Source organism: Nitrosomonas cryotolerans ATCC 49181, from assembly GCF_900143275.1.
GTDB classification, from domain to species: domain Bacteria; phylum Pseudomonadota; class Gammaproteobacteria; order Burkholderiales; family Nitrosomonadaceae; genus Nitrosomonas; species Nitrosomonas cryotolerans.
In genome coordinates this window covers 147,353-173,874 of the sequence record NZ_FSRO01000001.1, presented here as the reverse complement: position 1 = coordinate 173,874, position 26,522 = coordinate 147,353, and the positions used below count along the sequence as shown (strand labels likewise).

Annotated in this window: 19 protein-coding genes and 1 pseudogene; 9 read left to right on the top strand and 11 right to left on the bottom strand. The window is 43.2% G+C overall.

Annotation, left to right across the window (positions count from 1 at the left end):
- Positions 1-747: 747 nt before the first annotated feature.
- Positions 748-1,932 (top strand): porin, encoded by a 1,185-nt coding sequence (locus BUQ89_RS00715; protein WP_028462268.1) that lies wholly within the window; start codon positions 748-750, stop codon positions 1,930-1,932.
- A gap of 170 nt (positions 1,933-2,102) precedes the next feature.
- Here BUQ89_RS00715 and BUQ89_RS00710 read toward each other — a convergent pair whose 3' ends face one another.
- Positions 2,103-2,696 carry a cysteine hydrolase family protein gene (locus BUQ89_RS00710; protein ID WP_051537699.1) on the bottom strand — a complete coding sequence of 198 codons (594 nt, stop codon included), beginning with the start codon at positions 2,694-2,696 and terminating at the stop codon, positions 2,103-2,105.
- A gap of 95 nt (positions 2,697-2,791) precedes the next feature.
- Here BUQ89_RS00710 and BUQ89_RS00705 point away from each other — a divergent pair, with 95 nt between their 5' ends.
- The 4 genes from BUQ89_RS00705 (at position 2,792) to BUQ89_RS00690 (ending at position 7,535) form a co-directional block, all read left to right on the top strand.
- Positions 2,792-3,739, top strand: coding sequence for a GlxA family transcriptional regulator (locus BUQ89_RS00705; RefSeq protein ID WP_028462269.1), 948 nt, complete (start codon positions 2,792-2,794; stop codon positions 3,737-3,739).
- Between the two features lie 601 nt (positions 3,740-4,340).
- Positions 4,341-5,705, top strand: a complete 1,365-nt coding sequence (mgtE, locus tag BUQ89_RS00700; RefSeq protein ID WP_028462270.1) for a magnesium transporter — start codon at positions 4,341-4,343, stop codon at positions 5,703-5,705.
- A 727-nt stretch (positions 5,706-6,432) separates the two neighbouring features.
- Positions 6,433-6,936: a hypothetical protein gene (locus BUQ89_RS00695; RefSeq protein WP_028462271.1), complete on the top strand. Its 504-nt coding sequence runs from the start codon at positions 6,433-6,435 to the stop codon at positions 6,934-6,936.
- A 110-nt stretch (positions 6,937-7,046) separates the two neighbouring features.
- Complete coding sequence (locus BUQ89_RS00690) at positions 7,047-7,535, top strand: hypothetical protein (RefSeq protein WP_051537701.1); 489 nt, start codon at positions 7,047-7,049, stop codon at positions 7,533-7,535.
- A gap of 85 nt (positions 7,536-7,620) precedes the next feature.
- Here BUQ89_RS00690 and tnpB read toward each other — a convergent pair whose 3' ends face one another.
- The 4 genes from tnpB to adk form a co-directional block, all read right to left on the bottom strand.
- Complete coding sequence (gene tnpB / locus BUQ89_RS00685) at positions 7,621-8,754, bottom strand: IS200/IS605 family element RNA-guided endonuclease TnpB (RefSeq protein ID WP_074202452.1); 1,134 nt, start codon at positions 8,752-8,754, stop codon at positions 7,621-7,623.
- A gap of 193 nt (positions 8,755-8,947) precedes the next feature.
- Complete coding sequence (locus tag BUQ89_RS00680; RefSeq protein WP_028461513.1) at positions 8,948-11,005, bottom strand: sodium-translocating pyrophosphatase; 2,058 nt, start codon at positions 11,003-11,005, stop codon at positions 8,948-8,950.
- 147 nt (positions 11,006-11,152) lie between these two features.
- A complete protein-coding gene (locus BUQ89_RS00675) occupies positions 11,153-12,412 on the bottom strand; it encodes a 6-phosphofructokinase (protein WP_028461514.1) in 1,260 nt (419 codons plus the stop codon).
- 157 nt (positions 12,413-12,569) lie between these two features.
- Positions 12,570-13,223: an adenylate kinase gene (gene adk / locus BUQ89_RS00670; RefSeq protein ID WP_028461515.1), complete on the bottom strand. Its 654-nt coding sequence runs from the start codon at positions 13,221-13,223 to the stop codon at positions 12,570-12,572.
- A 217-nt stretch (positions 13,224-13,440) separates the two neighbouring features.
- Here adk and recA point away from each other — a divergent pair, with 217 nt between their 5' ends.
- The 4 genes from recA (at position 13,441) to mutS (ending at position 20,795) form a co-directional block, all read left to right on the top strand.
- Positions 13,441-14,460 (top strand): recombinase RecA, encoded by a 1,020-nt coding sequence (recA, locus tag BUQ89_RS00665; RefSeq protein WP_028461516.1) that lies wholly within the window; start codon positions 13,441-13,443, stop codon positions 14,458-14,460.
- Between the two features lie 121 nt (positions 14,461-14,581).
- The gene (locus BUQ89_RS00660) at positions 14,582-14,992 is read left to right on the top strand and encodes a hypothetical protein (RefSeq protein WP_245812862.1); all 411 of its coding nucleotides are present in this window, start codon (positions 14,582-14,584) and stop codon (positions 14,990-14,992) included.
- Between the two features lie 117 nt (positions 14,993-15,109).
- The gene (gene alaS / locus BUQ89_RS00655; protein ID WP_028461518.1) at positions 15,110-17,728 is read left to right on the top strand and encodes an alanine--tRNA ligase; all 2,619 of its coding nucleotides are present in this window, start codon (positions 15,110-15,112) and stop codon (positions 17,726-17,728) included.
- A 457-nt stretch (positions 17,729-18,185) separates the two neighbouring features.
- On the top strand, positions 18,186-20,795 hold the full coding sequence (gene mutS, locus BUQ89_RS00650) for a DNA mismatch repair protein MutS (protein ID WP_028461519.1): 2,610 nt from the start codon (positions 18,186-18,188) through the stop codon (positions 20,793-20,795).
- Between the two features lie 119 nt (positions 20,796-20,914).
- Here the strand turns inward: mutS and BUQ89_RS00645 are convergent, their stop codons facing one another.
- From BUQ89_RS00645 to bamA, 6 genes and pseudogenes are all read right to left on the bottom strand, one after another.
- A complete protein-coding gene (locus BUQ89_RS00645) occupies positions 20,915-21,394 on the bottom strand; it encodes an FKBP-type peptidyl-prolyl cis-trans isomerase (protein ID WP_028461520.1) in 480 nt (159 codons plus the stop codon).
- A gap of 355 nt (positions 21,395-21,749) precedes the next feature.
- A pseudogene (locus BUQ89_RS14050) lies at positions 21,750-22,022 on the bottom strand (IS5-like element ISCARN85 family transposase); the annotation flags it as partial.
- Positions 22,023-22,153: 131 nt separating this feature from the next.
- Positions 22,154-22,774: a ribonuclease HII gene (gene rnhB / locus BUQ89_RS00635; RefSeq protein WP_051537592.1), complete on the bottom strand. Its 621-nt coding sequence runs from the start codon at positions 22,772-22,774 to the stop codon at positions 22,154-22,156.
- A 396-nt stretch (positions 22,775-23,170) separates the two neighbouring features.
- Positions 23,171-23,605, bottom strand: coding sequence for a 3-hydroxyacyl-ACP dehydratase FabZ (gene fabZ / locus BUQ89_RS00630; RefSeq protein ID WP_028461522.1), 435 nt, complete (start codon positions 23,603-23,605; stop codon positions 23,171-23,173).
- 102 nt (positions 23,606-23,707) lie between these two features.
- Positions 23,708-24,217 carry an OmpH/Skp family outer membrane protein gene (locus BUQ89_RS00625; RefSeq protein ID WP_028461523.1) on the bottom strand — a complete coding sequence of 170 codons (510 nt, stop codon included), beginning with the start codon at positions 24,215-24,217 and terminating at the stop codon, positions 23,708-23,710.
- A 29-nt stretch (positions 24,218-24,246) separates the two neighbouring features.
- Positions 24,247-26,520, bottom strand: a complete 2,274-nt coding sequence (bamA, locus tag BUQ89_RS00620) for an outer membrane protein assembly factor BamA (protein ID WP_028461524.1) — start codon at positions 26,518-26,520, stop codon at positions 24,247-24,249.
- Positions 26,521-26,522 lie beyond the last annotated feature (2 nt).

The following is a 26,522-nucleotide window of genomic DNA, read 5'->3' as shown; positions in this document are numbered from 1 at the left end:
CAGTTTTCTGACAACATGAAGCGCAAGTTATTGTGAGACGTGGTTAAAATAAAAGATCGAATGGAATGAAAGTTTCGTTATAACAACCAAGAAAAATAATTCGTATTCCAGGAGATTTTTGCAAAAGCCCTCGCCAAAAGTCTTGGGTTATTGATTATAAGGAGTTAATTTTTCGACTATTGGGGTTTTGCAAAGGTCTTCAGATATATCACTGTTAACGTGAAAAGGAGCGTTATCCCACGAGTGATAATCAATGTACGTACATTATACCCGGCATCATATTTTCACAGAAGCCAGCGTAACAGCGGACCACCATATTTTTGATGAATCAGGTAACTTGTTTCATATTAGGATCTTATTCATGGCTAAGTCCAAACCAGAAAAGCTATTTAATAAAAGGACTTATTTTATAAAAACAAAGATCATCATTGTTATTTTGATAATCCTGCATCATTTTGAAATGTACCGATTCAATATAAAAAATAGCGTTATTTAAACGATCATCCCCCCTGTGGTTGTCTATATTTTCGTTGACCTTCTACCAGATTAACCTGGTACGGAGTGATCCAATTTAATCTGGATTGCAGATAGGGAACAGATAACATTCATTAATAAACCGCCTCACCCGTATCCATTAATACATCTCAATTTAAGGCTATTTATTTTTAATCATAGTAACCAATAATTATTATCATTTAGATTATCATTATTTTTACTTTTCGTATTTATACTATATATAGATATCATATGAAAAAAACATTTATTGTATTGACGATAGCCAATATCCTGATATTTACACTCATGTCGCCATCATCATGGGCCGATCTCGCCGTCGTCGGACGCATTCAATCTGAGTACAGCAACATCGACATTGAAGGCATTTCAAGCCAGTCATCCGTTAATGATCCAACCTTTTATTCATCATGGGGCCTGCGTATTTCTGAAGATCTGGGGAACGGAATCAAAGCACTGGCAATGATTGATTATGGTTTTGATACCAATGGCGGCCCTACCGGCGCCCGAGAACGATGGGTTGGATTTTCTAACGATACCTGGGGCCTGATAAAATTTGGACGCATCCATTCGCCATTTGCTGATTTTGCCGGGGGATGGACGATTGATCCCTTTGTCTATACGGTACTGCAAGCGACCGGCAGCGGCGGCACCATGATTGCCAGCGCCAATGGGCTGGGCTCAGGCTCGTACTCTGCTGTTAATAGCGTCGTACGGTTTGACTCTGTCGACATAAACGGACTTTCCTTTGCAGCGATGCTCATGCCGGGCGATGCCAGTCAGCTTGAAGCCAATCTTGGTGGCGTTCTCGGCGGTGCAGGAGGCAATATCGGCAATACAGGCGGTGCAAATGGCGAATGGGATTTGCAAATCGCGGCCAAATATTCGGTTGACTATGAGGATCACACCTTTGATGTGTTCGGTGGTTACTCGCGAGATAACATTAGTACCTTACAAAAAAATATCGCGGCAGTCCATCTCAAAACAGAAGAAGTCGGACGCATCGGCGGTGTCTGGCATTACAAGAATTTCCGCCTTCAAGGTCAACTCGACTATATAAACAACGCACTCGGCGCGGCGACCTGTTCCGATGCGGCAGCTCTGGGCAAGATAGGCGAAGCAACCAGACAATGTAATTCCGCGATCAATCCTGGGGGTGATGGCATTGTCTGGTATGCAGGGGGGCAGTATAAACGGGGGAATAATACGTTCATTCTACAAGGCGGCATGACGAATGCGTTTAGCGCAAATGCTTTTGCGAGCCGGAAATCAGAAAGTATTACAGTGGGCGCATTTCACGATTTAAGTAAACGCTCCAGTCTTTTTGGCGGCTATCAACATGTCAATGTAGACGATAACAACGCTACCATGGATCGTGACCGCAACACCTGGACAATGGGCATACGTCATCATTTTTAAATAAACCACACTCTCTCCTCTGATTCAAACGATTTTCCCAAGGGTGTGGGGGTGAAATACGGATTATTCAGATATGATAACCGGTTGCCGTCGTTTACATTTAAATCCGGTATAAATTAAGTTTACCCAGAATGTGCGGAGGAGTTAAGGCAGCCTTAACACCGTCTCACTTAAAACAGTTCATCAAGTAACTTACGCTCATCTTCCAGATAAACCAGTTTATCCAATAATTCCTCAGTGCTTGTAACCTGAGCACAGGCAAAACCCAATGCCGCCATGAAAGCAGCATGCACCTGATCTGCCGGAATAACATTACCATTAAACTCCACATCTAATGTCGCACAAGCATCATGCGCAACTGAGCAGTTATAACCAAAATCATGCGCCGCACGGGTCAGTGCATCAACACACACATGACTCACGGCACCGGCAATGATCGTATTCTCTATGCCCGCCCGGTCTAAGAAATCTTTTAACCCTGTATCCCGCAAACTATTTACCTGATGACTCTGTATCACACATTCACCATCCTGAGGCATCATCGATGCATGAATCTCAGCACATCTCGAACTGGGCAGGAAAAAAGGCGGGGAATCAATTGCATATTCATGTCGTATATGCACAACGGGAAGTCCATTCTCTCTAAAGACAGCCAACAATTTTTCACCTTGTTTAACGGCCTTCTCCATGCCTCCCAGCAGCCATTTACCATCCTGGAAATAATCATTCTGGAAACCAATTAAAAGCAATGCTGTCTTCAACATAATCACCCTTGCTCGGTAAAGAAAAAAAGATTATTACCGACAATAGCAAGATACACTAAAGCCATAAATGGCATAAAACAGGTTAAAAATAACAAATGGATGCTATAACTATAAAAATCGGTATTATCAATTATCCTGGAGCCATGCAATCAGCAGTACATGGGCTCGAAGAAATGTTTATATTGGCTAACAATATATGTAAGCAGCATGACATTCAGCGATGCTTTTCTACGGAATCGTGTGACATTGAACGCGTTACAGAAACGATAAATGATGATCACACCTTCTTATTGCAGGCGGTCCTTATTCCACCAAGTATTGCAAATGATTATTATTTATCTCCGGACAAACAGTTGAAAGACTGGATAAAAAAACATCATGCCCGAGGTGCTATCACCTGCTCAGCCTGTGCAGGAGCCTTTATTCTTGCCTCTACAGGCTTGCTGGAACAGAGGCCGGCCACAACCCATTGGGACCTCGCCGCACAGTTTTCTTACGCCTATCCCAACGTCGCATTAGACGTTGATAAAACATTGATTAATGATGGTGACATCATTACCGCCGATGGCATTATGTCTTGGATAGATTTAGGCTTGGAGTTGGTCGCGCAGTTTACGCACCCGCATATCATGCGTCAGCTCGGAAAATATCTGATTGTCGACACGGGCTTGCGGGAGCAGCGCTATTATCGAAGCTTTGTGCCTAAACTAGATCATGGTGACCCCGTGATTCTTAAAATTCAGCATTATATGCAGATTCATTTTAATGAGCCCATCACAATAACCGCCCTATCAAAGCAAGGCCATCTCAGCGAACGAACTTTCTTAAGACGATTTGTTAAAGCCACTGGATTGCGGCCCGCACAATATTTACAAAGACTGCGTATTCAAAAAGCCTGTGACCTAATTGAAACAACAAATAGCACATTCGAAACCATATCATCAGAGGTAGGTTATGAAGATAACAGTGCTTTTAGAAAAACATTTGTAAAAATTATCGGGCTAACCCCCAAAGGTTTCAAAACTAAATTCGTGAATAGCTAACCCGGTTGGGTGCAAAAATAACTGGAGGCCTTTGCAAAAGCCCTCACCATAAGTTTTTGACTATTGATTATAAAGGATTAATTTTTCAACTATAGGGGTTTTGCAAAGGCCTCCTCATATCTAGCTTTCATCGCGGCATAACGACAGGCTGACTCTATTTGGTTGGTTTTTTTCTGGTGTGCTTTTGTGCAATCAATTCAGCCATTACCCTTCCAAATAGCGCATATTCCTAAATACCAATGAAAATTCCGACCATTGGTGCAATCCAAAATCGGCGCAAGCACCTTACGCAAACGTCATATTCATTGCCGGTTAGGCATCCTATCCGTTCCCCATTTCTTGCACCCCCCAAAAAAAACAAGTCCACCCAATGCCGATCACTGACACCCATTATCATCAGTTGATATATTTAGACCCTTTGATGCGAAAGACATTACCTTGATACCAGCGGCGATGACATAATAAGTCGGGTCGTGTTAGCAATAGTGAATCAAGTTGATTCAGACCACTGGCGGCCGAAAACCTCACATACCATGTGACTCTCTTATTTGAATTTTATTTTATCGCTTGTTTTTACTCAATCCACAGGAATACAGCAATCATGACGGAATCGGAGCGCATCCCAACCGAATCTACAAAACCCTCTATAGATGAAGTTATTATCCTGCTACAACAAGCAGATTTTGATCAATTAAAGTTTTTATTAAACCACTTCCATCCCGGACAGCTGGCAGATATTCTGGAGGCAATGCCGCCCAAGGAACGTAAACAGCTATGGGATCTTATACCAGAATCCCAGGGTGCCGACACATTAACACTTCTGCATGATGAAGTTCGCAACAGTCTGATCGTTGAAATGCCGACCGAAGAACTGGTCGCGGCTACTGAACAAATGAATGTCAGCGATTTAGCCGACATGATTGAAGAGTTACCCGAACGCATCAGGCAATCTATCGAAGAGAATTTATCTGATGAAATTCGTGAGCATCTGGAAACCAACCTGTCTTTTGAAGAGGGAACGGCCGGACGCCTGATGAGCCCAGATGTAATTACCGTCAGAAACGACGTCACACTGGAAGTAGTGTTGCGCTATCTACAATTGCACGAGGATCTGCCCGATTATACCGATGGGCTGATGGTGATTGACCGGTCTGGTCTTTATCAAGGCAAGTTGCTGCTAAACAAGGTGTTAACTCATGATAAAACCAGTCTGGTTAAAGAAGTCATGAACAGCCAGCATCCAGCCATATTGGCAACCACGGATGAACATGAAGTCGCACATTTCTTTGAGCAGTTTCATTTTGTTTCGGCCGCAGTGGTAGATGAAAATAATTATCTATTGGGGCGCATAAAAATGGATGATGTTATCTGCATTTTACGCGCAAAATCAGATCACGCATTAATGGGCCGCGATGGCCTGCATGAAGAAGAAGATCTGTTCGCACCGGTCATCAGCAGTGCTAAACGCCGCACCGTATGGCTGGGCATTAATCTAGTTACCGCCTTTCTCGCAGCCTGGGTAATCGGCATATTTGCGGACACTCTCGATAAAATCGTGGCGCTAGCCGTATTGATGCCCATTGTTGCCAGCATGGGCGGCATTGCGGGCAGCCAGACATTAACCTTAACCATCAGAGGACTGGCATTGGATCAGATTACCAACGGCAACAGTGGTTGGTTAGCTCGTAAGGAGGTTTTAATCGGTATTATCAGCGGTTTATTATGGGCGCTCGTTGTCGCCGGAATGGTCTGGCTCTGGTTTCAAGATACCGGCATCAGTCTAGTCATTGCAGCTGCCATTGTAATCAATCTGGTCGCAGCAGCCGCAGCTGGCATTGCCATCCCCCTGATTCTACAACGCCTCAACATAGACCCAGCACTATCCGGCGCAGTTATTCTGACAACAGTCACTGATGTGGTCGGATTTATGAGTTTCCTCGGCTTGGCTACATATTATTTATTATAAATCAGCTTATTGCATAATCTTATAGAAACGCTGATCGGGCAATACATATATAAAGGGGCGGTCTCGTAATAGAATTACTTGAAACTTCACTCGTTAATAATCAATAAGTTGTACGGTAAAAAACGGATAACTCTATATTACGAGGCAGTCCCATAAACGACACAGATACCTGGTTTAAATCAGGCAGCACGGGATCAATAAAACAGGCCTTTTACCCCCCCTTATGATGCGATAATTAGAGTGGGTGTAAGCACGACTAAACTGCTCTAGCATGCCATCATCCTATCTTGCATTAACGGCCACCAGTTAATCGGACAAATAAACGGATCCCTACTCGAGCCAAAAGATTGGTTTATTCTGCTATAAAAACCAGGCTTCCCCAAAACAATATCTTAAAACGCACGACAATCAAGGAATCTGCATTGACAACCCATAAAGCCTTCAGTACATTTCCATCAAATAGGCAGAAAACTTTTTCTCGAGTACTCATTATAAATTTCGATCATATCGCTTCATTAGATAGAACAGGAATTTGTAACACATAGTTTGAAGTCAACCTATTGATAATGATAAATGTATAAAACCGCTGCATAACTGGTTATCTCGGGCTGGGAAAGATTTTAAGTATTAATTTATCGATGCTGAAAGTAATCAGAAAAGCTCAAAAACGCAGTTGTGCAGAGGTCTCTGTATGGCTAATTATCGCTTCACTACTGAGAGGAATATCATGACTATCCGTAACCCCATTGATGTTGCCACCCGCGTAAGCCCCGATCTATCCGCGTTAATAGAAACCCGGATCAACAACTCAGATTCCGATCAGCCTATAACACTTGCCACCATGCGCACATTTATAGCCGGTTTGTTACCAGCAACCTTCACCGAAACAGAGCAATCACATCATTTTGATATCACTGAATCATTGCTCGATGAGCTAGATGCTCTGATTGAAGAGTTTGATGAAACAACGTTAGCTATCGATTTCGTGCAAAGTGTAGCCAGCGAGCCACTTTCCAGAGTAGTGGAAACGGTCATAAATAGTGAGAATTGGGAATCTCCACCTACACTGGGAAAAATACAGGAAGCGATCACTTCTGGTTTATTAGCCAGCCTGGTAGGTGCGGGTGTACTGGAGGAGGATGAAGATGATGCCTTACTCGCTGAAATTGAAGGATTAATTAGTCGTCATGGTGTCGATTCATTGGCAGAAGAATTTTTACGTTACGAATAACAATACATCTGTTTTATTCTGATTCATATATAAAAAGGTGAATAAATGGAACTTAGTCAAAAATTTTAAATCATAGTTGTTGATTTAAAATCGTTTGTTTTTACTGACATATGAGCCTCAATCAAAATTATTCGTTACAGACGGGTGTTGTTCTGGAAATTTCGGCAGCAACCTTACATCACCTGATTAAAAGCGCTGCGTACGAACAGCGCACAACGGCGCTCATAAAGATTCGCCGCCCAGCGGATCTTTATGATTATCTATCTGTTATCGTGCATCAGGATGCTCATGGTCTGATCAAAAGGCGTCACGCTTGGGCCAAAAAAATCAAAGGTGATCTACTGGCAGGGAAGCCAGTTTCATTCAAGAATTTTGATAACTTATTTTGGCGTCATCTTGATGAAGAGGATCCAGACGGTGATGAATGGTATCGATTAATCGCCGACGAAAGATTCCATTTTCAGTTGACCAGCTTATTGGATACATTACGTTCAGTTGAGCGGAGACTTCATCAAACCATCAATACACCATCTGACTTAAACCTTGGGTTAGGTAATGTTGATATGATGACGTCTGACATATCCCTATTTCAGTACTGATAGATCTATGCTCCGATCTTAAATTGACTGCTCCCCTCCGTAAACGAAGGGGATTCCCAATTCAACGAATCCAACCCGGACGCACCTAAATGCAAACAGGACTTATAGATTCTCCAAGGGCTGACACCGCCAGTCCAGCGGCCAAAACATTACGCGCTGCGTTGATGTCTCGATCATGGATTGATCCGCATTCCGGACAAGTCCATTCACGCACATTCAAAGGCATCTTGTTTACGGTATGCCCACATCCCGAGCAGCGTTTGCTGCTTGGATACCATCGGTCAATACCTACAAGCTCTCGCCCGTACCACAGCGACTTGTATTCTAATTGCCGCACAAATTCACCCCATCCTGCATCGGAAATTGATTTTGCGAGGCAACGATTTTTCTTCATATTGCTAACAGCTAAAGACTCTACAGCTATCACTTGGTTTTCGTTCACTAGCCGTGTTGAGAGTTTATGTAGAAAGTCTTTACGAGCATCAGCAATTCCTGCATGTAGTCGCGCTACTTTTAGTCTGGCTTTTTGTCTATTGGCCGACCCTTTGCGCTTTTTAGATAGCTTGCGTTGCAGCTTAGCAAGCCTGGTTTCATTCTTTCGTAGCGTGTTAGGAGACGCAATCTTCTCGCCCGTAGAAAGAATAGCGAAGTGCGTTAATCCTAAGTCAATGCCGACTTTGCCGCTAACCCTTGGCTTTCGCGCAACAGAGTCGTCGCAAAGCATAGAAACATGGTATCGACCCGCTGAGTCTTTAGAGACTGTTGCAATCGTTAGTTTTGTTGCCTTAGGAAGGGTGCGCGACCATCTGATATTCAGTGGATCTTTCATCTTCGCCAGTTTCAGAGACTTACCGTCCCACTTGAAGGCGCTGGACGTGTATTCAGCCGATTGCTTCTCATGCTTGCTTTTGAATGACGGGTATTTGGCTCGTTTGGCAAAGAAATTACCAAATGCCGTTTGCAGGTGGCGGAGAGATTGCTGCACAGGAACACTGGAAACTTTGTTCAGCCATTCAAATTCAGGCTCTTTTTTTAACTCGGTCAACAAAGAGGAGGTAGCATGATACCCGATTCTTTTTTTCTCGGTATACCAAGCATCAGAACGAACGCGCAACATGCGATTATAGACAAACCGAGCACACCCGAATGTTTGAGCCAGAATAGTTTCTTGCTCAAAAGTTGGGTAAAACCTGAATTTGTATGCGCGCTTAATTTCCATTAACACACTGTAACAGAAATAGGTGAAAAAACAGGCTTTAGTATCAGCGAAGCTGACTCCCTATCCATCCCCGGCCTTAAGACCGGGGTTTTCCGGAAGTTGAGATGATAAATAGAAGCCTAATGTTCATTATTGAATAGGCAATAAAAAAAGCACACTGAAAAACCAGTGTGCTTTTCATTTTAAACGACAATTACAGCAATGGGATAATTAACAATGCAACAATGTTGATAATCTTGATCAACGGATTAATTGCAGGACCCGCCGTATCCTTATAGGGATCACCCACTGTATCACCAGTAACCGCTGCCTTATGAGCTTCGCTTCCTTTTCCACCAAAGTTACCATCCTCGATGTATTTTTTGGCATTATCCCATGCACCACCACCAGTCGTCATTGAGATAGCCACAAACAAACCGGTTACAATGGAACCCATCAGCAAGCCACCCAACGCTTGAGGACCGAGGAATACGCCTACTAACACTGGCACAAGCACCGGCAATAGCGAAGGAATCATCATTTCCTTAATGGCAGCTCTGGTCAACATATCCACTGCGCGCGAATAATCGGGCTTGGCTGTTCCATCCATAATGCCAGGAATCTCACGAAATTGGCGACGCACCTCGATTACAACAGAGCCAGCAGCACGTCCAACCGCTTCCATGGACATGGCGGCAAATAAATAAGGCACCAGACCACCAATAAACAGGCCAATAATAACCATGTGATTGGATAAATCGAACGTTAACACATGTCCCGCATCTTCCAGCCCATGCGTATAATCGGCAAACAGGACTAATGCTGCAAGACCTGCGGAACCAATAGCATAACCTTTCGTTACCGCTTTGGTTGTATTACCCACTGCATCCAGTGGATCAGTAATCGCTCTTACCGACTCAGGCATCTCAGCCATTTCAGCAATACCGCCCGCATTATCAGTTATCGGACCATAAGCATCCAATGCTACGATAATTCCGGTCATCGAAAGCATGGCGGTCGCCGCAATCGAAATACCATAGAGCCCGGCTAATGCATAAGCAATCCAGATACTGGCACAAACAGCTAAAACAGGAGCCGCAGTAGCGCGCATTGAAACACCTAAACCGGCAATAATATTAGTGCCATGTCCCGTCGTAGATGCTTCGGCAATATGTTGTACAGGCGGATATTCGGTAGAAGTATAATATTCAGTGATGACAACCATTAATCCGGTTAGCAACAGACCAATAGCAGCTGCAAAGAATAACCGCATAATCAACGCACCACCCGTCACATCTACACCATCAAGTACAAGGGTCATGTCGCCCATAAACCAGACCGTAACAGGAAGATAAGCAAACAATGCGAGCCCCCCGGCAACAGCCAATCCACGATACAGTGCATTCATGATGGTGCCACCCTCACGCATCTTGACGTAATAGCAACCAACAATGGAGGCAACAATAGAAACGGCACCCAACATTAACGGATAAATGACCGCATTCATATCATTCGTCGTAAATAGCAAGGCACCCAGCAGCATGGTTGCAATAATTGTAACCGCATAAGTTTCAAACAAATCTGCGGCCATTCCGGCACAGTCACCCACATTATCCCCGACGTTATCCGCAATAACGGCTGGATTACGTGGATCATCCTCAGGTATGCCCGCCTCTACTTTACCAACCAAGTCGGCACCAACGTCTGCACCTTTAGTAAAAATACCCCCACCAAGACGTGCGAAAATAGAAATAAGCGAGCCACCAAAAGCAAAACCAATCAATGGCTTAATAATATCGCTGATAGATTCATCACTGCTTGCGCCATTGAATAGCATGGCACTATATCCGGCAACGCCCAGCAATCCCAGGCCAACCACCAGCATGCCGGTTACCGCCCCACCACGAAAAGCGATAGCAAGCGCCTCATTCAGTCCGGTACGAGCTGCCTCGGCAGTTCGCACATTCGACTGAACCGACACATTCATACCCAGGAAACCAGCGGCACCGGATAAAATCGCGCCTAAGGCAAAACCAATGGCGGTATCCCATGTGAGCGCAAAACCAATGGCAAAAAATAGCACAGCACCCACGACACTAATGGTCATGTACTGGCGTTTGAGATAAGCTGATGCCCCTTCCTGCACGGCAGAAGCGATTTCTTGCATACGCTTGTTACCGGCAGATTGGGTATAAATACCCCTGATCCAGATACCACTGAATATCAGGGCCAGAATCGCACTACCTATTGCGACAATTAAACCGTTAGCCATAAAGAACTCCAATTAAAGTCAGACCATCTAAAACACATGTAGAATTTCGGCCTGATAATTCCACATTAAACCCTAGTCCAAAACCAAAATACAACAACATATATTTTATATGTTCTTGCTATCTGGATGTATCAAGTTTAATGAAACTTAGATCTTGAATTCATCCAATTTTTTCTTGACCGCTACATTCTTTAACCGCACGTAATCGGGTAAACCATCCTTATAGGGCGGATAGTCTTCTCCTTCAATGAGCGGTGCAAGATATTCACGGCATGCTTCGCTGATACCAAAGCCATCTTCGGTGATGAAATTCTCGGGCATCATTTTTTCAACATTAGCTACATTTGCAAGCTGCGCCATTCCAACCTTCCAACGATAAGGCGAATTAGATTCGCGCTCTATCGTCGGCATCACCGAGTTATGCCCCGCAATGGCAAATTCCACCGCAGCCTTACCCATTGCATAAGCCTGCTCCACATCGGTTTTGGAGGCAATATGACGTGCAGCACGCTGTAAATAATCTGCCACACCCCAGTGATATTTCAAGCCCAAACCATCTTTAATGATATTTGCAACAACCGGCGCAACACCACCGAGCTGAGCGTGACCAAAAGCATCTCGCAAGCCCTGATCAGAAAGGAAATTCCCATCTGCACCTTTAACACCTTCAGATACCACCACTGAGCAATATCCAAATTCCTTGACATAACTATCTACTTTAGAAAGAAACTTTTCTCTATTAAAAGCAATCTCTGGGAATAAAATAACAATGGGTATCTCGCAATCTTTACTCGATGCCAAACCACCTGCTGCTGCAATCCACCCGGCATGACGGCCCATCACCTCCAGCACAAAAACTTTTGTAGATGTTTTTGCCATGCTGGCCACATCAAAACTAGCCTCACGTGTGGATACCGCTATATATTTTGCTACTGAACCAAAACCGGGACAACAATCCGTAATGGGCAAATCATTATCAACCGTTTTGGGAACATGAATCGCTTGGATTGGATAACCCAGCGTATCCGACAATTGCGATACTTTCAGACAAGTATCCGCAGAATCACCGCCTCCATTATAAAAGAAATAACCAATATCATGTGCTTTGAATACTTCAATCAGGCGCTCATATTCACGACGGTTTTGCTCGAGGCTTTTCAGCTTGTAACGACAAGAACCAAATGCACCTGAAGGTGTATGGCGCAACGCACTAATCGCAGCAGCCGAATCTTCACCGGTATCAATGAGATCTTCAGTCAACGCACCGATGATGCCATTCCGGCCCGCATAAATCTTGCCAATTTTATCTGGTTGCTGACGCGCGGTCTCTATAACACCCGCGGCGGATGCGTTAATGACAGCAGTAACACCCCCAGATTGGGCATAAAATGCATTTTTTATTGCCATAATATTTCTTTCTCCTGATTGATCAAACCGTAAGCAAAACTATCCGTGTATATTGACACGATTCATATCCACATAAAAACTCAGACGCAATGTGATACACCCTGAGTCTGTAAATAATACGACCAAGTGATAAGACTAAAACTAGAGCAAGCTGAGATTATTTCAATGCAGCAAGAATACGGTCACGAATTTCTTCAACCGTTCCAACTCCGGCTACTTTTATATAACGGGGCCCATTTTTCTCCCCATTAGCTGAGCATTTTGAATAATATTCAATCAGAGGCTCGGTTTGATTATGATAAACCTCTAATCGTTTCCTGACGGTATCTTCTTTATCGTCATCACGTTGTATTAGCAACTCACCGGTTTCGTTATCTTTTCCTGCTACCTTAGGCGGATTGAAATCCACATGGTAGGTGCGGCCTGAACTTGGATGAACTCTGCGGCCAGACATGCGTTTGATGATTTCCTTATCACTCACATCAATTTCAACGACGCAATCAATGTTCACACCGGCCGCTTTCATTGCATCGGCTTGAGGAATCGTGCGTGGGAAACCATCAAATAAAAAACCATTGTCACAGTCAGGCTGCGCAATGCGTTCTTTAACTAAGTTAATAATAATATCATCTGAAACCAGCCCGCCTGTATCCATGATTTTTTTTGCCATGATACCCAGCGTAGTACCCGTTTTAACAGCACTACGCAGCATGTCGCCAGTAGAAATTTGTGGAATACCGAAATGCGCCTTAATATAATTGGCCTGTGTGCCTTTTCCCGCACCGGGACCACCTAATAAAATAATTCGAATCGCTATTCTCCCTCTGTCGCTAAATAAATTTTTTGCTGGCACAGTGATGAATTTATACCTGTCACTTCAGCAACATCTGTTAATTATATCGCAGGCAAGCCAGATACTCGAATTTTTTACTGCAACCCACATTCCTGCACTAATTAACCTCATTGTAAGTTCACTTTGCATAAAACCGAATATGCGATAATTTAGTCAACTCTTTACAGGACAAATTATGGATGAGAACAGAAGTACAGCACTGGAACTCGCACTCTCTCAAATTGAAAAGCAATTCGGCAAAGGATCAATCATGCGTTTGGGGGCGCATGAAGTCGCCAATGATATTCAAGTCGTTTCTACCGGCTCATTAGGATTAGATATTGCGCTGGGTATCGGTGGATTACCACGCGGTCGTATAATTGAAATTTATGGGCCGGAATCTTCAGGTAAAACCACCTTAACGTTACAGGTTATTGCGGCAATGCAGAAGAAAGGGGGAGTCGCCGCTTTTATAGATGCAGAGCATGCGTTGGATCCACAATATGCACAGAAAATTGGAGTCAACGTACAAGAACTATTGATATCTCAACCCGATAATGGTGAACAAGCACTAGAAATCGCGGATATGCTGGTACGCTCCGGTTCAGTTGATATCATAGTGGTAGACTCGGTTGCCGCCTTGACGCCGCGCGCGGAAATTGAAGGTGATATGGGTGAGCCACAAATGGGACTGCAAGCCAGATTAATGTCGCAGGCTTTGCGTAAATTAACGGCCAATATCAAACGTACCAATACAATCGTTATCTTTATCAATCAAATCCGCATGAAAATCGGTGTTATCTTTGGTAGCCCAGAAACAACTACCGGTGGTAATGCACTTAAATTCTATGCATCAGTACGCCTTGATATTCGCCGCACCGGATCCGTCAAACAGGGAGAGGAGGTGATCGGCAGCGAAACACGTGTTAAGGTAGTTAAGAATAAGGTGGCCCCACCATTCAAACAAGCTGAGTTTGATATTCTCTATGGCGAAGGTATTTCGCGTGAAAGTGAAATTATTGAATTGGGCGTATTATATAAACTTATTGATAAATCAGGGTCCTGGTATGCTTACAACGGTGAAAAAATTGGCCAGGGTAAAGATAATGTGCGCGCATATCTTAGAAAACATGTTGATATCACAAAAGGGCTTGAACAGAAAATTCGATTAGCTGCCGGTATTCTCGACCAGGTCAAAACAACCAAGGTAAAATAATTATCGTAAAAATTAAGTTATCTCTGAAAAACTTGAAATTATCTGGCACGATGAGCGTATCTCTGACAAGAACGGAAATTTGGGCAGCTTCCCCACCAACATCCAGGAACGAGGCAAACAAATGCGTGCAAAGTCGCAGTTTTTTGATAAAGAAGCAAAATCTCTGGTGTTATCACATACCGATATGAGGCAATTTATTGCATCACTCGTCTTGACAATAATGATCGCTCTGCCGGGTAGCCAGGTAAATGCCAGCGATACCACGCCTATTCACGATATCAACACATCGCCCGCAAATTTTGATGGCAAAGAAGTAAAACTTGAAGGGATTGCAAAAGAAGTCACTCGTCTTCCACTGCTGAATCTGAAGTCCTTTGTATTAGAAGATGCAAGTGGAGAAATTACCATTCTAACTGAAGCAGAGTTACCCAGGATGAATGAAGCAATCAGCCTTCGTGCCCGAGTCGAAAGCATTGCAATTATCAAGGGTGAATCGATCGGCATGACGGTCATCGAACTGGAGAGATACTAGCCCGGATGTTACTAAAACGAATTCCCTGCGAACCCGTCGTCGTATCATGCCCGGCAATGACTTCAAATCATAACCACCAATTATTTATTGAGTATTTCCTAATTATTTGAGTTTGATATGAAAAGTAGCGAAATAAGACAGCAATTCCTAGCGTTCTTCGAATCTCATGGTCACACAACCATAACTTCCAGCTCGCTCGTTCCCAATAATGATCCCACGCTGTTATTTACCAATGCAGGCATGGTACAGTTCAAGGATGTCTTCCTCGGTCAGGACAAACGCACTTATACACGCGCCGCAAGTTCGCAACGGTGTGTACGGGCCGGCGGTAAACATAATGACCTGGAAAATGTTGGCTATACCGCTCGACACCATACATTCTTTGAAATGCTGGGAAATTTCAGCTTTGGTGACTATTTTAAGCGTAACGCTATTCAGTTCGCATGGGAATTTCTCACGGTCACGTTGAACATTCCACGAGAAAAATTGTGGGTAACCGTATATGCGGAGGATAACGAAGCCGCTGATATCTGGCTTAACGAGATTGGTGTTCCCCCTTCCAGACTAACGCGTATCGCAACTACGGATAATTTTTGGCAGATGGGAGAAACGGGTCCCTGTGGACCTTGCTCAGAGATTTTCTATGATCATGGTCCTGAAGTGGCCGGTGGGCCACCCGGTTCTGCTGAAGCGGAAGGTGATCGCTATATAGAAATCTGGAATCTGGTCTTTATGCAGTACAACCGTGATGATGCCGGCGTTCTGCACCCCTTGCCTAAACCTTCTGTCGATACCGGCATGGGGTTGGAACGTATCTCTGCGGTGATGCAACAAGTTCATAGTAACTATGAAATTGATCTATTCCAGGCTTTAATCAAGGCAGCCGCAAAAATTACAAATACACAAGATCTATCAAATAACTCTCTTAAAGTTATCGCCGATCATATTCGGGCTTGCGCATTTCTGATTACCGATGGGATCATTCCGGGCAGCGAAGGACGAGGTTATGTCCTACGGCGCATTATCCGCAGGGCTATTCGCCACGGTTACAGGCTTGAGCAGAAACAGCCCTTCTTTTACCTGTTAGTAGAAGATTTGAGCAAAGTAATGGGCGCGGCCTATCCGGAATTAGTTGCAGCCAAAGAACAGGTTGCAGCGATATTACGACAAGAAGAAGAACGATTTGCGGAAACACTAGAGCACGGTATGCAAATTCTTGAATCGTCATTACATAAAGAAATTAGCACATTAGATGGTGAAACTGCATTTCGGCTTTATGATACTTTCGGTTTTCCACTCGATCTCACAGCCGATATAGCCCGTGAACGAGGCATTACGGTCGATCATGCCGGCTTTGATCAGGCGATGTCCCGCCAACGTGAACAGGCACGTGCAGCCAACAAATTTACCATGCAGGAAAGCATGGCTTACAGCGGACAGCAAACCGTCTTTCACGGTTATGCATCACTACAGCACGAAGGGCAGATCCAAGCTATTTATAAACAAGGCAGCCCGGCTAGTTTTATCGAAGCAGGCGATGAAGCCGTCATCGTACTGGATCAAACACCTTTTTATGCTGAATCGGGTGGGCAGGTTGGCGATTGCGGTGAATTGCTGGCTGGGAATGGTACCTTCGTGGTTTCAGATACACAAAAAATTCAAGCAGCGGTATTCGGACATAAAGGTATATTGCAAAGTGGCCGGCTGGCCATAAGCGACAAGGTTATCGCCAAGGTTAATCCATTAACACGAGCCAGTATAGCCAATAACCATTCTGCCACACATCTCTTACATGCCGCTTTACGCAAAACATTAGGCAATCATGTCACGCAGAAAGGATCTCTGGTGGATGCCCAGCGGTTGCGCTTTGATTTTTCACACCATGCCCCTCTGGCTATTAATGAAATACGCAGCATTGAATATCTGGTGAACGAACAAATCAGACACAACTGGTTAGTTAATATACAGCATATGAAATATGATGATGCCATCAAACATGGCGCAATGGCTTTATTCGGTGAGAAATATACTGACGTAGTTCGAGTAATTGGTATGGGTGAGTTTTCTACTGAATTATGTGGTGGCACTCACGTCGCGCATATTGGCGAGGTCGGATTTTTTAAGATGGTATCCGAATCGGGTGTAGCAGCCGGCATCCGACGCATAGAAGCCATAACAGGAAAGGCAGCCATAGAATATGTACAGCAACGCGAAGCACAGTTATTAGAAATAGCGAATATATTAAAAACACACCCACAGGAAATAACGCAAAAACTTTCTCAGACACTGACCCATGTCAAGCAGATGGAAAAGGAGCTGGCCTGCCTAAAATCAAAATTGGCGCATTCCCAAAGTGAAGCATTAATCGGACAAGCACAGGAAATAGGGGGAATTAAAGTACTGGCTGCTAACCTGGATGACGCTAATGTCACTACTCTGCGTGAGACTCTGGATCAGTTTAAAAATAAATTTAAATCCTGTGTAATCGTGTTAAGTTCGATAGAAGATAGAAAAATAACCCTAATTGCCGGCGTTACAGGGAATCTGACCGACCAGATCAAAGCTGGCGAATTAGTCAATTTCGTAGCACAGCAAGTAGGTGGTAAAGGAGGCGGACGACCCGATATGGCACAGGCAGGCGGAACACAACCCGATAAATTGCCAGCAGCGTTGGAAAGCGTAGCTGACTGGGTCAAAAATAGAATGACCTCAAGAAAAACTCGGGATATTCAATAGATTCAAGTGGTCAATTATATGAGCACTGATTTTCTAGAGCGCAGATGTATGGCACGCGCATCTGTTCATATTTTTCTCTGACAAAAATATTCAGCTGCCAGCAGGGGTTACCAAGATGACTCGGGATATTACATTCATGCGACTTCCATGCCGTATTACGGATACCACTTGTAAAACCCACCCAATTACAGTTTATCTGCCGGTCAACTACACAACAACTTCTGTATAGCTAATTTTATGGATAGCTTTGAATTTTTAACTGATTGATCTTATGAACCAAACATAAGTATAAAAATGCTTATAACACAGTTCGCAAAGATCTCTCGCTCCAGCCTACTTGACCAGTTTCATTGCTCAAAACACAGTTACGCAAAGATCTCTCGTCCCAGTCTATTTGACCAGTTTCATTGCCCAAAACACGCCGAATAACTTATTTTCAAAAATGATTTAAACGTAAATGACTGTAAAACAAAAAGATAGCAAACATACACCGATGATGCAGCAATACCTGCGTATCAAGGCGCAACACGCGGATATGCTGATGTTTTATCGTATGGGTGACTTCTATGAATTGTTCTTTGATGATGCGGAAAAGGCTTCTAAGCTTTTGGACATTACACTAACACAACGGGGTACTTCGGGAGGAGAGCCAATCAAGATGGCCGGCGTCCCTTATCATGCTGCCGAACAATACTTGGCCAAACTGGTCAAATTAGGAGAATCCATCGCTATCTGTGAACAGATAGGTGATCCAGCTACCAGCAAAGGACCCGTAGCCCGTGAGGTAACACGTATTGTTACGCCCGGAACCTTAACCGATGCAGCATTGCTAGAAGATAAGCGCGATTGCATATTACTTGCTTTATTTATACATGAATCTGTACTGGGATTAGCCTGGCTGAATTTAGCTGCTGGACAACTACGCGTAATGGAAACATCGCAAAATAATCTGGTAAGTGAGCTAGAACGCATTAAACCATCTGAAATTCTCTTGCCGGAATCCCTATCAATAGCTGAAATATTCAACAATCCCCGGACACTAAAACGTTTACCACTATGGCAATTCGATGCAGGCAGTGCAATCTCCAATCTTACCAGGCAATTTGAAACACACGACCTTTCCGGCTTTGGGTGCGACGATTTATCGGCTTCATTGAATGCCGCAGGTGCACTATTAGAGTATGTTCGTCTCACACAGGGAACACATATCACTCACATTACAACACTACAAGTCGAGCGCGACGGTGCTTATATTCGTATAGATGCATCGACACGGCGCAATCTGGAAATTTCTGAAACCATACGTGGTGAAAAATCGCCCACACTGACATCATTGCTGGACACGTGTTCTACCAATATGGGCAGCCGTCTACTGCAGTATTGGTTACATCATCCATTACGGGATCATACGGCCATTCAAGATCGGCTCGAAAGTGTCACCGCTTTGATCGGAAAAGATGAGCAGCCTATCTATCTCCCTATACGAAATTGTTTCCGGCATATTGTTGATATCGAACGAATTACTGCCCGTATCGCTCTAAAATCCGCGCGCCCCAGAGATTTATCCGGATTACGCGACAGTTTACAACGACTCCCTGAAGTAGCTCATCTGGTTACTGCATCTTGCCACGGATTAGTCAATCGGCTAGCACAACTCATAATATCAGATAAAACGCTCATTAATTTACTCAAAACATCCCTGCTTGCAGAACCCAGCGTCGTGCTGCGTGAAGGTGGGGTCATTGCAGATGGCTATGACACTGAACTAGATGAATTACGCGCTTTGCAAAATAACTGTGGCGAATTTCTATTGCAACTGGAAACACGGGAAAAGGAGCGCACCGGCATTACTAATCTCAAAGTCGAATATAATCGAGTTCACGGCTTCTACATTGAGGTCACTCATGCACATAGCAATAAGATCCCAGAGGATTATCGCCGCAGACAAACCCTGAAAAATGCAGAACGTTATATCACACCGGAACTAAAGGCCTTTGAAGATCGAGCGTTGGCTGCTCAGGATCGTGCCTTAGCCAGAGAAAAATCCTTATATCATGCGTTATTAAATACCCTTTCAGAATATATTAATCAACTGCAGCGCATTGCTTCAAGTGTAGCTGAAATGGATGTATTGTCCACATTTGCTGAGCGCGCGCAATCTCTTGGCTACAATGCACCCATTTTTACGAATACGCCTGTCATTGAAATTGATACGGGGCGTCATCCCGTCGTCGAGAGCCAGGTAGAAAATTTTATAGCCAATAATATTCAGCTGGGTACTCGGCGCAATAACAAACAGCAAATGCTTATCATCACAGGTCCAAATATGGGTGGAAAATCGACCTATATGCGGCAGGTTGCACTGATTGCATTGCTCGCACATTGCGGGAGTTTTGTTCCTGCGAAGTATGCACGCATAGGGATACTGGACCAGATATTCACCCGCATTGGTGCCGCAGACGATCTTGCGGGTGGACGTTCGACATTTATGGTCGAAATGACAGAAACAGCCAACATACTGCACAATGCTACAGCACATAGCCTGGTCTTAATGGATGAGGTAGGGCGAGGGACTGCTACCTTCGATGGCCTCGCATTAGCCTTTGCTATTGCTCGGCATCTCTTAATGAAGAATCAGAGTTATACACTTTTTGCCACACATTATTTTGAATTGACACGACTTGCTGACGAATTTGAACAGGTAAAAAATGTACACTTAAATGTTGTCGAACATAAAAACCATATTGTATTTTTGCATAAGGTCACCGAGGGAGCGACTAGTCAGAGCTATGGCTTACAAGTTGCTGCACTGGCCGGGGTTCCTGCATCCGTTATTCAAACAGCAAAGAAACATTTGATAAAACTGGAACAGAAAAACACGGTACAACTGGATTTATTTCCCTCCATTCCCAATAAAATAGAAGAGACTCCACAAGACCATCCGATCATCACAATGTTGCATGACATTATCCCTGATGAGTTAAGCCCCAAACAAGCACTGGAAAAGCTGTATCTGTTTAAAAAAATTATTGTCGAAGAGAAGGATAAAAAGATTGACAGGCATTAGCCTCCACCACCAGAATTCACTTTTGTATCTGGATACAGAGCTAGATTATTCTAAAATATCCAGTCATGGATCTTTTATCATATACGTGACTGATGATCATCAGTCACGATACTCAGAAACTAATGTTCATGCCCATGCGGGCCATGAGCGTGCTGATGGGAAAGTTCTTCCTCGGTAGCAGGACGCACTGCCGTAACCGTACATGCGAAATTCAGCGTCATTCCTGCTAAGGGATGATTCCCATCTACAATCACCTTATCTTCAGCAATGTTGGTAACCGTATAAATTAGAATATCATCAGAGCCTTCTGCACCGCCTTCAAATTGCATTCCCACCGCCACATTCTCAGGAAAAGCACTACGTGGTTCAACACGAACCAGCTCGCTATCATACTCGCCAAAAGTATTCTCAGGTTCCATGGAAATAGAGCAGGCATAGCCCACCTCCATATTATGCAGTGCTTCTTCCACCATTGGAAAAATACCACCATAACCTCCATGCAAGTAGCTAATCGGCGTATCCGGTTTCTCCACAATATTACCGGACGCATCTGATAATTCATAGCTTATTGATACTACGTCATTTTTTTCAATGCTCATAAAACCCCATCCTTGTTTAATTAGGTCAATTATAAATTATTCAGAACATACTCTGTACCCCGCAGATAGCCCATCCATCTTTTTTATCCTAAATCATCCAGTTTATTGAACTATTCAGAAGAAAAAAACAAGATAGCCACTTTACCAATCAGTATATGAAATTGCCGAATGGAATTGATCTGCCTGAGATTACAGCCATCATTATCATAATATCGCATATAAGATTTATTTCGATCAGAAAACGATTCCCTGACAGTACAGTATCCACCGATCATTGCCAGCCTTCTGGAAAAATATGACACTTGAGCGCTGCATAAGTTACAAAAAATACAGAAACAGAGCTTATCTATCATTACTAGATCTCGTTAATATTACCAAGCGCTTCGACAATATGGGCGAAATGGATAAATGAGAGAAAGATGGTATTCAGTTTGTCGAATCTGGAGAATATTCGACAAAACTCCTTGAATCTGTGGAATAGTCTTTCGATCTCATTGCGTTTTTGTATATGCACGATCATATTCCCAAGGTCCCAACCGATTAGTTTTGGGTGGGCAACCGGAATATAACCGAATCTCAATGCAAGTTGTCTGGTTTGGCCACTCTCATAAGCACGATCCATCAACAGATGGGTAAGTGAAGAGACTAAGAGAGATTTTTTCAAAAGCTCTCGCCAGAAGTCTTTTGGCTATTGATTATAAAGGATTAATTTTTAAACTATTGGGATTTTTCAAAGACCTCAGGCTATATAGAGCAGTCTCACTGCATTTCCAAGATTCTGACGGGCGAAAAGGTACGGCGATGTACAACAGTAATACCATATTTTCGTAGTGCAGCTATATGTTGCCTCGTTGGATATCCCTTATGTTGATCAAATCCATAAAATGGAAAGCGCTGATGTAACGCACACATCTCAGCATCCCGGGCTGTTTTTGCTAAGATAGAAGCTGCTGAAATTTCGGGTATCAAACTATCACCTTTAATCACTGTATGCACCGGATAATTCAGCTGCGGGCTTTGATTTCCATCTATCAGCACAATATCGGGTGCTAATGATAAACTTTCTACCGCACGCTTCATGGCTAGTAAACTGGCCTGTAAGATATTTAGCTGGTCTATTTCTGCAACTGATGCAGAAGCAATCGCCCACGCCCTGGAATATTTTTTGATCGTCACTGTGAGGCTATCCCGTTTCTTTTCATTTATTTTTTTTGAATCAACTAACCCATCTATCTTATGATCCGGATCAAGAATGACACAGGCAGCAAAAACGGGTCCAGCTAACGGGCCTCTTCCAGCCTCATCTACACCACAAACCAATCGATAGTTATCTAAGCTAAGCCCGCAACCGCTGTTAATTGTTTCACTATGTATGTTCATACTCCATTCCTGTTGACTATTTTTATAATTAACAGGAGACTTTCGCAAAAGCCCTCGCCATAAGTTTTATACTATTGATTATAAATAGTTAATTTTTCAACTACTGGGGTTTTTCAAGGGTCTCAACAGGTTAATTCGATTAGCACATAATGCGCGAGCTATGTATGTTTTTTTATAAACATAAATGTTGTTATATGATGAAAGACAACCTGATCAATTCTGCTGCCAACGACACAGTAGGGAAACATTCAATCAAACCTGGCTTGATTGATTGATTGATTGATTGATTGATAAAACAGCCTAACAATAAACGTTCAAATATAATATTCCAACTAGCTAAAACAACGCTTCAATTGATCAGGATATGCTTATTTTTTGATGTTTGCCCACGCCAAATTAAACATTTCTTGCAGTACACATTAATTTAGCCTCAGTAATCAGTTTATCATCTACTTCTGCGCGTGCAGTATATTTCCATACACCCTTTATTTGTCGCTCTATTTCAACCTTCAGAATCAATTGATCACCTGCCATCACAGGTTTTTTAAAACGAACTCCATCTATTCCAACAAAATAATAAACAGAATCATCACTACTTACTGAACCCTTAGTCCTCAGTGTCAGAATGGCAGCAGCCTGGGCCAATGCTTCAACAATCAGAACACCCGGCATCACAGGATGATGTGGAAAATGTCCTGAAAAAAATGGCTCGTTAATGGTTACATTTTTGAGCGCTACAATACTTTTTCCGGTTTCGTAAGCAATTACCTTGTCCACCAACAAAAATGGATAACGATGGGGTAAATATTTTAAGATCTCATGGATATCCATGGCACTCACTGCTTCTCCCTTAAATTTGAATATTCGATTGTTTTTATTTATATCAATCGAAAAAGTTTGATCCCGTTTCTCACTATATCCTATATTCAGTGATTACTTTTTATCCAATGCTTGAATCACCTTGTCGGTAATATCAATTCGCTGACTTCGGTAAACCGAATCCTGTAATTGCAGTATAAGGTCATATCTCTCGGTTTCCGCAATACTGTTAATAGCATGATTAGTGCGTTCTAGAATTAGACCATATTCATCGTTTTGACGTACACTCAAATCTTCCCGCATCTGTCTTTGAGCGCGCTGATATTCACGACTAAGATTAGCCAGATCCCGCTCTAAATTGCGGCGCTCAGCTTCAGCCATCGCAGTGCTATCTTCTTCTAGTCGATCTTGTAATATTTTAGCCTGGTTAGCCATTTTTTTGATCTGCTCATCACGCAGTAAAAATTCCTGTTCAATGCTTTTTTGTGCTCTCACTGCTGCCGCAGATTCACGCAGGATCTTTTCAGTATTCACAACGCCAATCTTAATTTCATTGGCATCGCTATCCAGCGATCCGCTAATCGATACAATGACCATACAAGCTATAAGCAATTTCCGTTTCAATTTTTTCTCCTGATTGATCAGAACTAACCTTAGAACGTCTGCCCAAATTGGAATTGAAATACTTGTAAGTTATCCTCTGGCTTGTCATTTAACGGTTTTGCAAGACTGACTTTTAATGGCCCCATTGGAGAAATCCAGGTAACAGCAACACCGGCCGAATAGCGCATCGCTGATAAATCTGCTTTTCCAGCGAATACCGTGCCACCATCCACAAAGGTACTCAAACGAACAGATTTATCATCCTGCATAAAAGGAACCGGAAATAACACCTCTATATTGCCCACAAATCTTTTATTGCCGCCCAAAGCAATACCCCTCTCATCACGCGGTCCCAATGAATTCAAATCATAACCACGGATTGAATTATTACCACCTGCGAAAAAATTCTTAAAGAATGGCAAGGGCTTTCCAGAATATCCATCACCAATCCCTGCCTCTCCGTTTAGCATAAGCGTAAAATTCTTTGAAACTGGATAAAACCATTTCTGCGCATAGCTCAATTTATAGTAATTCAAATCACCAATTGGAGCACTGACTTCGCCAAATAATCGATGAGTTGTTCCCGATGTTGTCCAAATTGCGCTATCACGCCGGTCACGTGCCCAGCTAACCGTTAGTGGCAAATTACTTGTGCTACGCCCAAACTCCGCAACAAAATCTTTATTACGCTGTGGACTATCATCAAATATACCAATCGACGTTAGCTCGGCACCAAAACCAAACGACACGGTATCATTCTCGGCGATAGGTATTCCTACCCGTATAGTCGCACCCGTTGTAGCCGTTCTGAAAGTGCCGACTCTTGATAGTGAGCGCGTATTCAGGTTACGTCTAAACACATCGAACCCAAGACTAACGCCATCAACTGTATAGTAAGGATTAGTGAATGATGCCGCATAGGTTTTGTTAATGCTGCCCGTATTCACTTGCAGGCTCAAAAAATTACCGGTACCAAAAATATTATTCTGCGAGATAGAACCATTTAGTATCAAACCTTCACGATCGGAAAAACCCGCGCCAAACATAATGGCTCCAGTTGGTTTTTCAACGACGCTCATATTCACATCAACCTGATCAGGTGCATCGGGAACGGGTGGTGTTTCCACATTCACACTGTTAAAAAAGAATAATCTATCCACCCTTTGCCGGGAAAGATTAATTTTAGAAGTAGAATGCCAGGCGCCCTCCATTTGACGAAACTCCCGACGAATCACTTCGTCACGTGTACGATCATTCCCGGATATATTGATACGCCGTACATAAACCCGACGACCTGGATCAATAAAGAATGTGAAAGCAGTTTGATGTGCTTCTTTATCCAGTTCCGGCGATGCATTAACATTTGCAAAGGCATAACCCTCATCACCTAATCGATCGGTAATGAGCTTCACCGATTCGGTCAACTTCTCACGTACAAATACTTCTCCGGGCTCAAGCTGTATGAGCTTACGTAACTCCTCTTCCGGTAATAAGGTTTCCCCAGCCAGTTTAATATCAGAAACGGTATACTGATTTCCTTCGGTAACATTGATCGTAATATAAATATCCTGCATATCAGGTGTTATAGATACCTGCGTAGACTCAATATTAAACTCCAGATAACCTCGGTCAAGATAATGAGAGCGCAGCGTTTCTAAATCCGCAGATAATTTCTGCTTTGAATACTGATCATCCTTAGTGAACCAGGATAAGATGCCTGGTGTTTTGAGCACCAGCAACTTACGCAATTCGTTATCATCAAACGCTTTGTTACCTACGAAGTTAATTTGCCGAATTTTGGCCGTCTTTCCTTCATCAATATCAAAATTAATGCCCACACGATTACGTTCTAGTGGCGTTGTCGTGGTCGTAATTTTTACCGCATATTTTCCGCGACTGATGTATTGTCGTTTTAATTCCAACTCCGCCCTTTCCAGAACAGAGCGATCAAAAATTCGTGATTCCGTTAAACCTGCTTGTTTTAAACCATCCTTAAGCTGATCTTTTTCAAATTCTTTGGCGCCATTAATGTCAATTTGTGCGATAGCTGGACGTTCATCAATCTGAACGATTAACACGCCATTCTCAGCTTTTAATCTCACATCTTTAAAAAAACCAGTTGCATACAGTGCCTTGATCGCGGCAGTAGCTTTTACATCATCCAGAATATCACCGACCTTAACCGGCAAATAACTAAATACGGTTCCTGCTTCTGTGCGTTGTATTCCTTCAACTCGAATATCTTTGACTATAAATGACTCACCTGCCCAGACAGTAAAAGCGTAAAAAAAACAAACTAACGCGGCAAGATGCTTAGATTTCATTA

What these genes read in the sequence shown, in the direction of transcription:
- BUQ89_RS00690 (WP_051537701.1), top strand. Translation starts at nt 7,047, where the DNA reads ATGAGCCTCAATCAAAATTATTCGTTACAGACGGGTGTTGTTCTGGAA.
- fabZ (WP_028461522.1), bottom strand. Translation starts at nt 23,605, where the DNA reads ATGGATATCCATGAGATCTTAAAATATTTACCCCATCGTTATCCATTT.
- BUQ89_RS00680 (WP_028461513.1), bottom strand. Translation starts at nt 11,005, where the DNA reads ATGGCTAACGGTTTAATTGTCGCAATAGGTAGTGCGATTCTGGCCCTG.
- BUQ89_RS00660 (WP_245812862.1), top strand. Translation starts at nt 14,582, where the DNA reads ATGCGTGCAAAGTCGCAGTTTTTTGATAAAGAAGCAAAATCTCTGGTG.
- mgtE (WP_028462270.1), top strand. Translation starts at nt 4,341, where the DNA reads ATGACGGAATCGGAGCGCATCCCAACCGAATCTACAAAACCCTCTATA.
- BUQ89_RS00705 (WP_028462269.1), top strand. Translation starts at nt 2,792, where the DNA reads ATGGATGCTATAACTATAAAAATCGGTATTATCAATTATCCTGGAGCC.
- tnpB (WP_074202452.1), bottom strand. Translation starts at nt 8,754, where the DNA reads ATGGAAATTAAGCGCGCATACAAATTCAGGTTTTACCCAACTTTTGAG.
- bamA (WP_028461524.1), bottom strand. Translation starts at nt 26,520, where the DNA reads ATGAAATCTAAGCATCTTGCCGCGTTAGTTTGTTTTTTTTACGCTTTT.
- rnhB (WP_051537592.1), bottom strand. Translation starts at nt 22,774, where the DNA reads ATGAACATACATAGTGAAACAATTAACAGCGGTTGCGGGCTTAGCTTA.
- recA (WP_028461516.1), top strand. Translation starts at nt 13,441, where the DNA reads ATGGATGAGAACAGAAGTACAGCACTGGAACTCGCACTCTCTCAAATT.
- BUQ89_RS00695 (WP_028462271.1), top strand. Translation starts at nt 6,433, where the DNA reads ATGACTATCCGTAACCCCATTGATGTTGCCACCCGCGTAAGCCCCGAT.
- alaS (WP_028461518.1), top strand. Translation starts at nt 15,110, where the DNA reads ATGAAAAGTAGCGAAATAAGACAGCAATTCCTAGCGTTCTTCGAATCT.
- BUQ89_RS00710 (WP_051537699.1), bottom strand. Translation starts at nt 2,696, where the DNA reads ATGTTGAAGACAGCATTGCTTTTAATTGGTTTCCAGAATGATTATTTC.
- BUQ89_RS00675 (WP_028461514.1), bottom strand. Translation starts at nt 12,412, where the DNA reads ATGGCAATAAAAAATGCATTTTATGCCCAATCTGGGGGTGTTACTGCT.
- mutS (WP_028461519.1), top strand. Translation starts at nt 18,186, where the DNA reads ATGACTGTAAAACAAAAAGATAGCAAACATACACCGATGATGCAGCAA.
- BUQ89_RS00715 (WP_028462268.1), top strand. Translation starts at nt 748, where the DNA reads ATGAAAAAAACATTTATTGTATTGACGATAGCCAATATCCTGATATTT.
- BUQ89_RS00645 (WP_028461520.1), bottom strand. Translation starts at nt 21,394, where the DNA reads ATGAGCATTGAAAAAAATGACGTAGTATCAATAAGCTATGAATTATCA.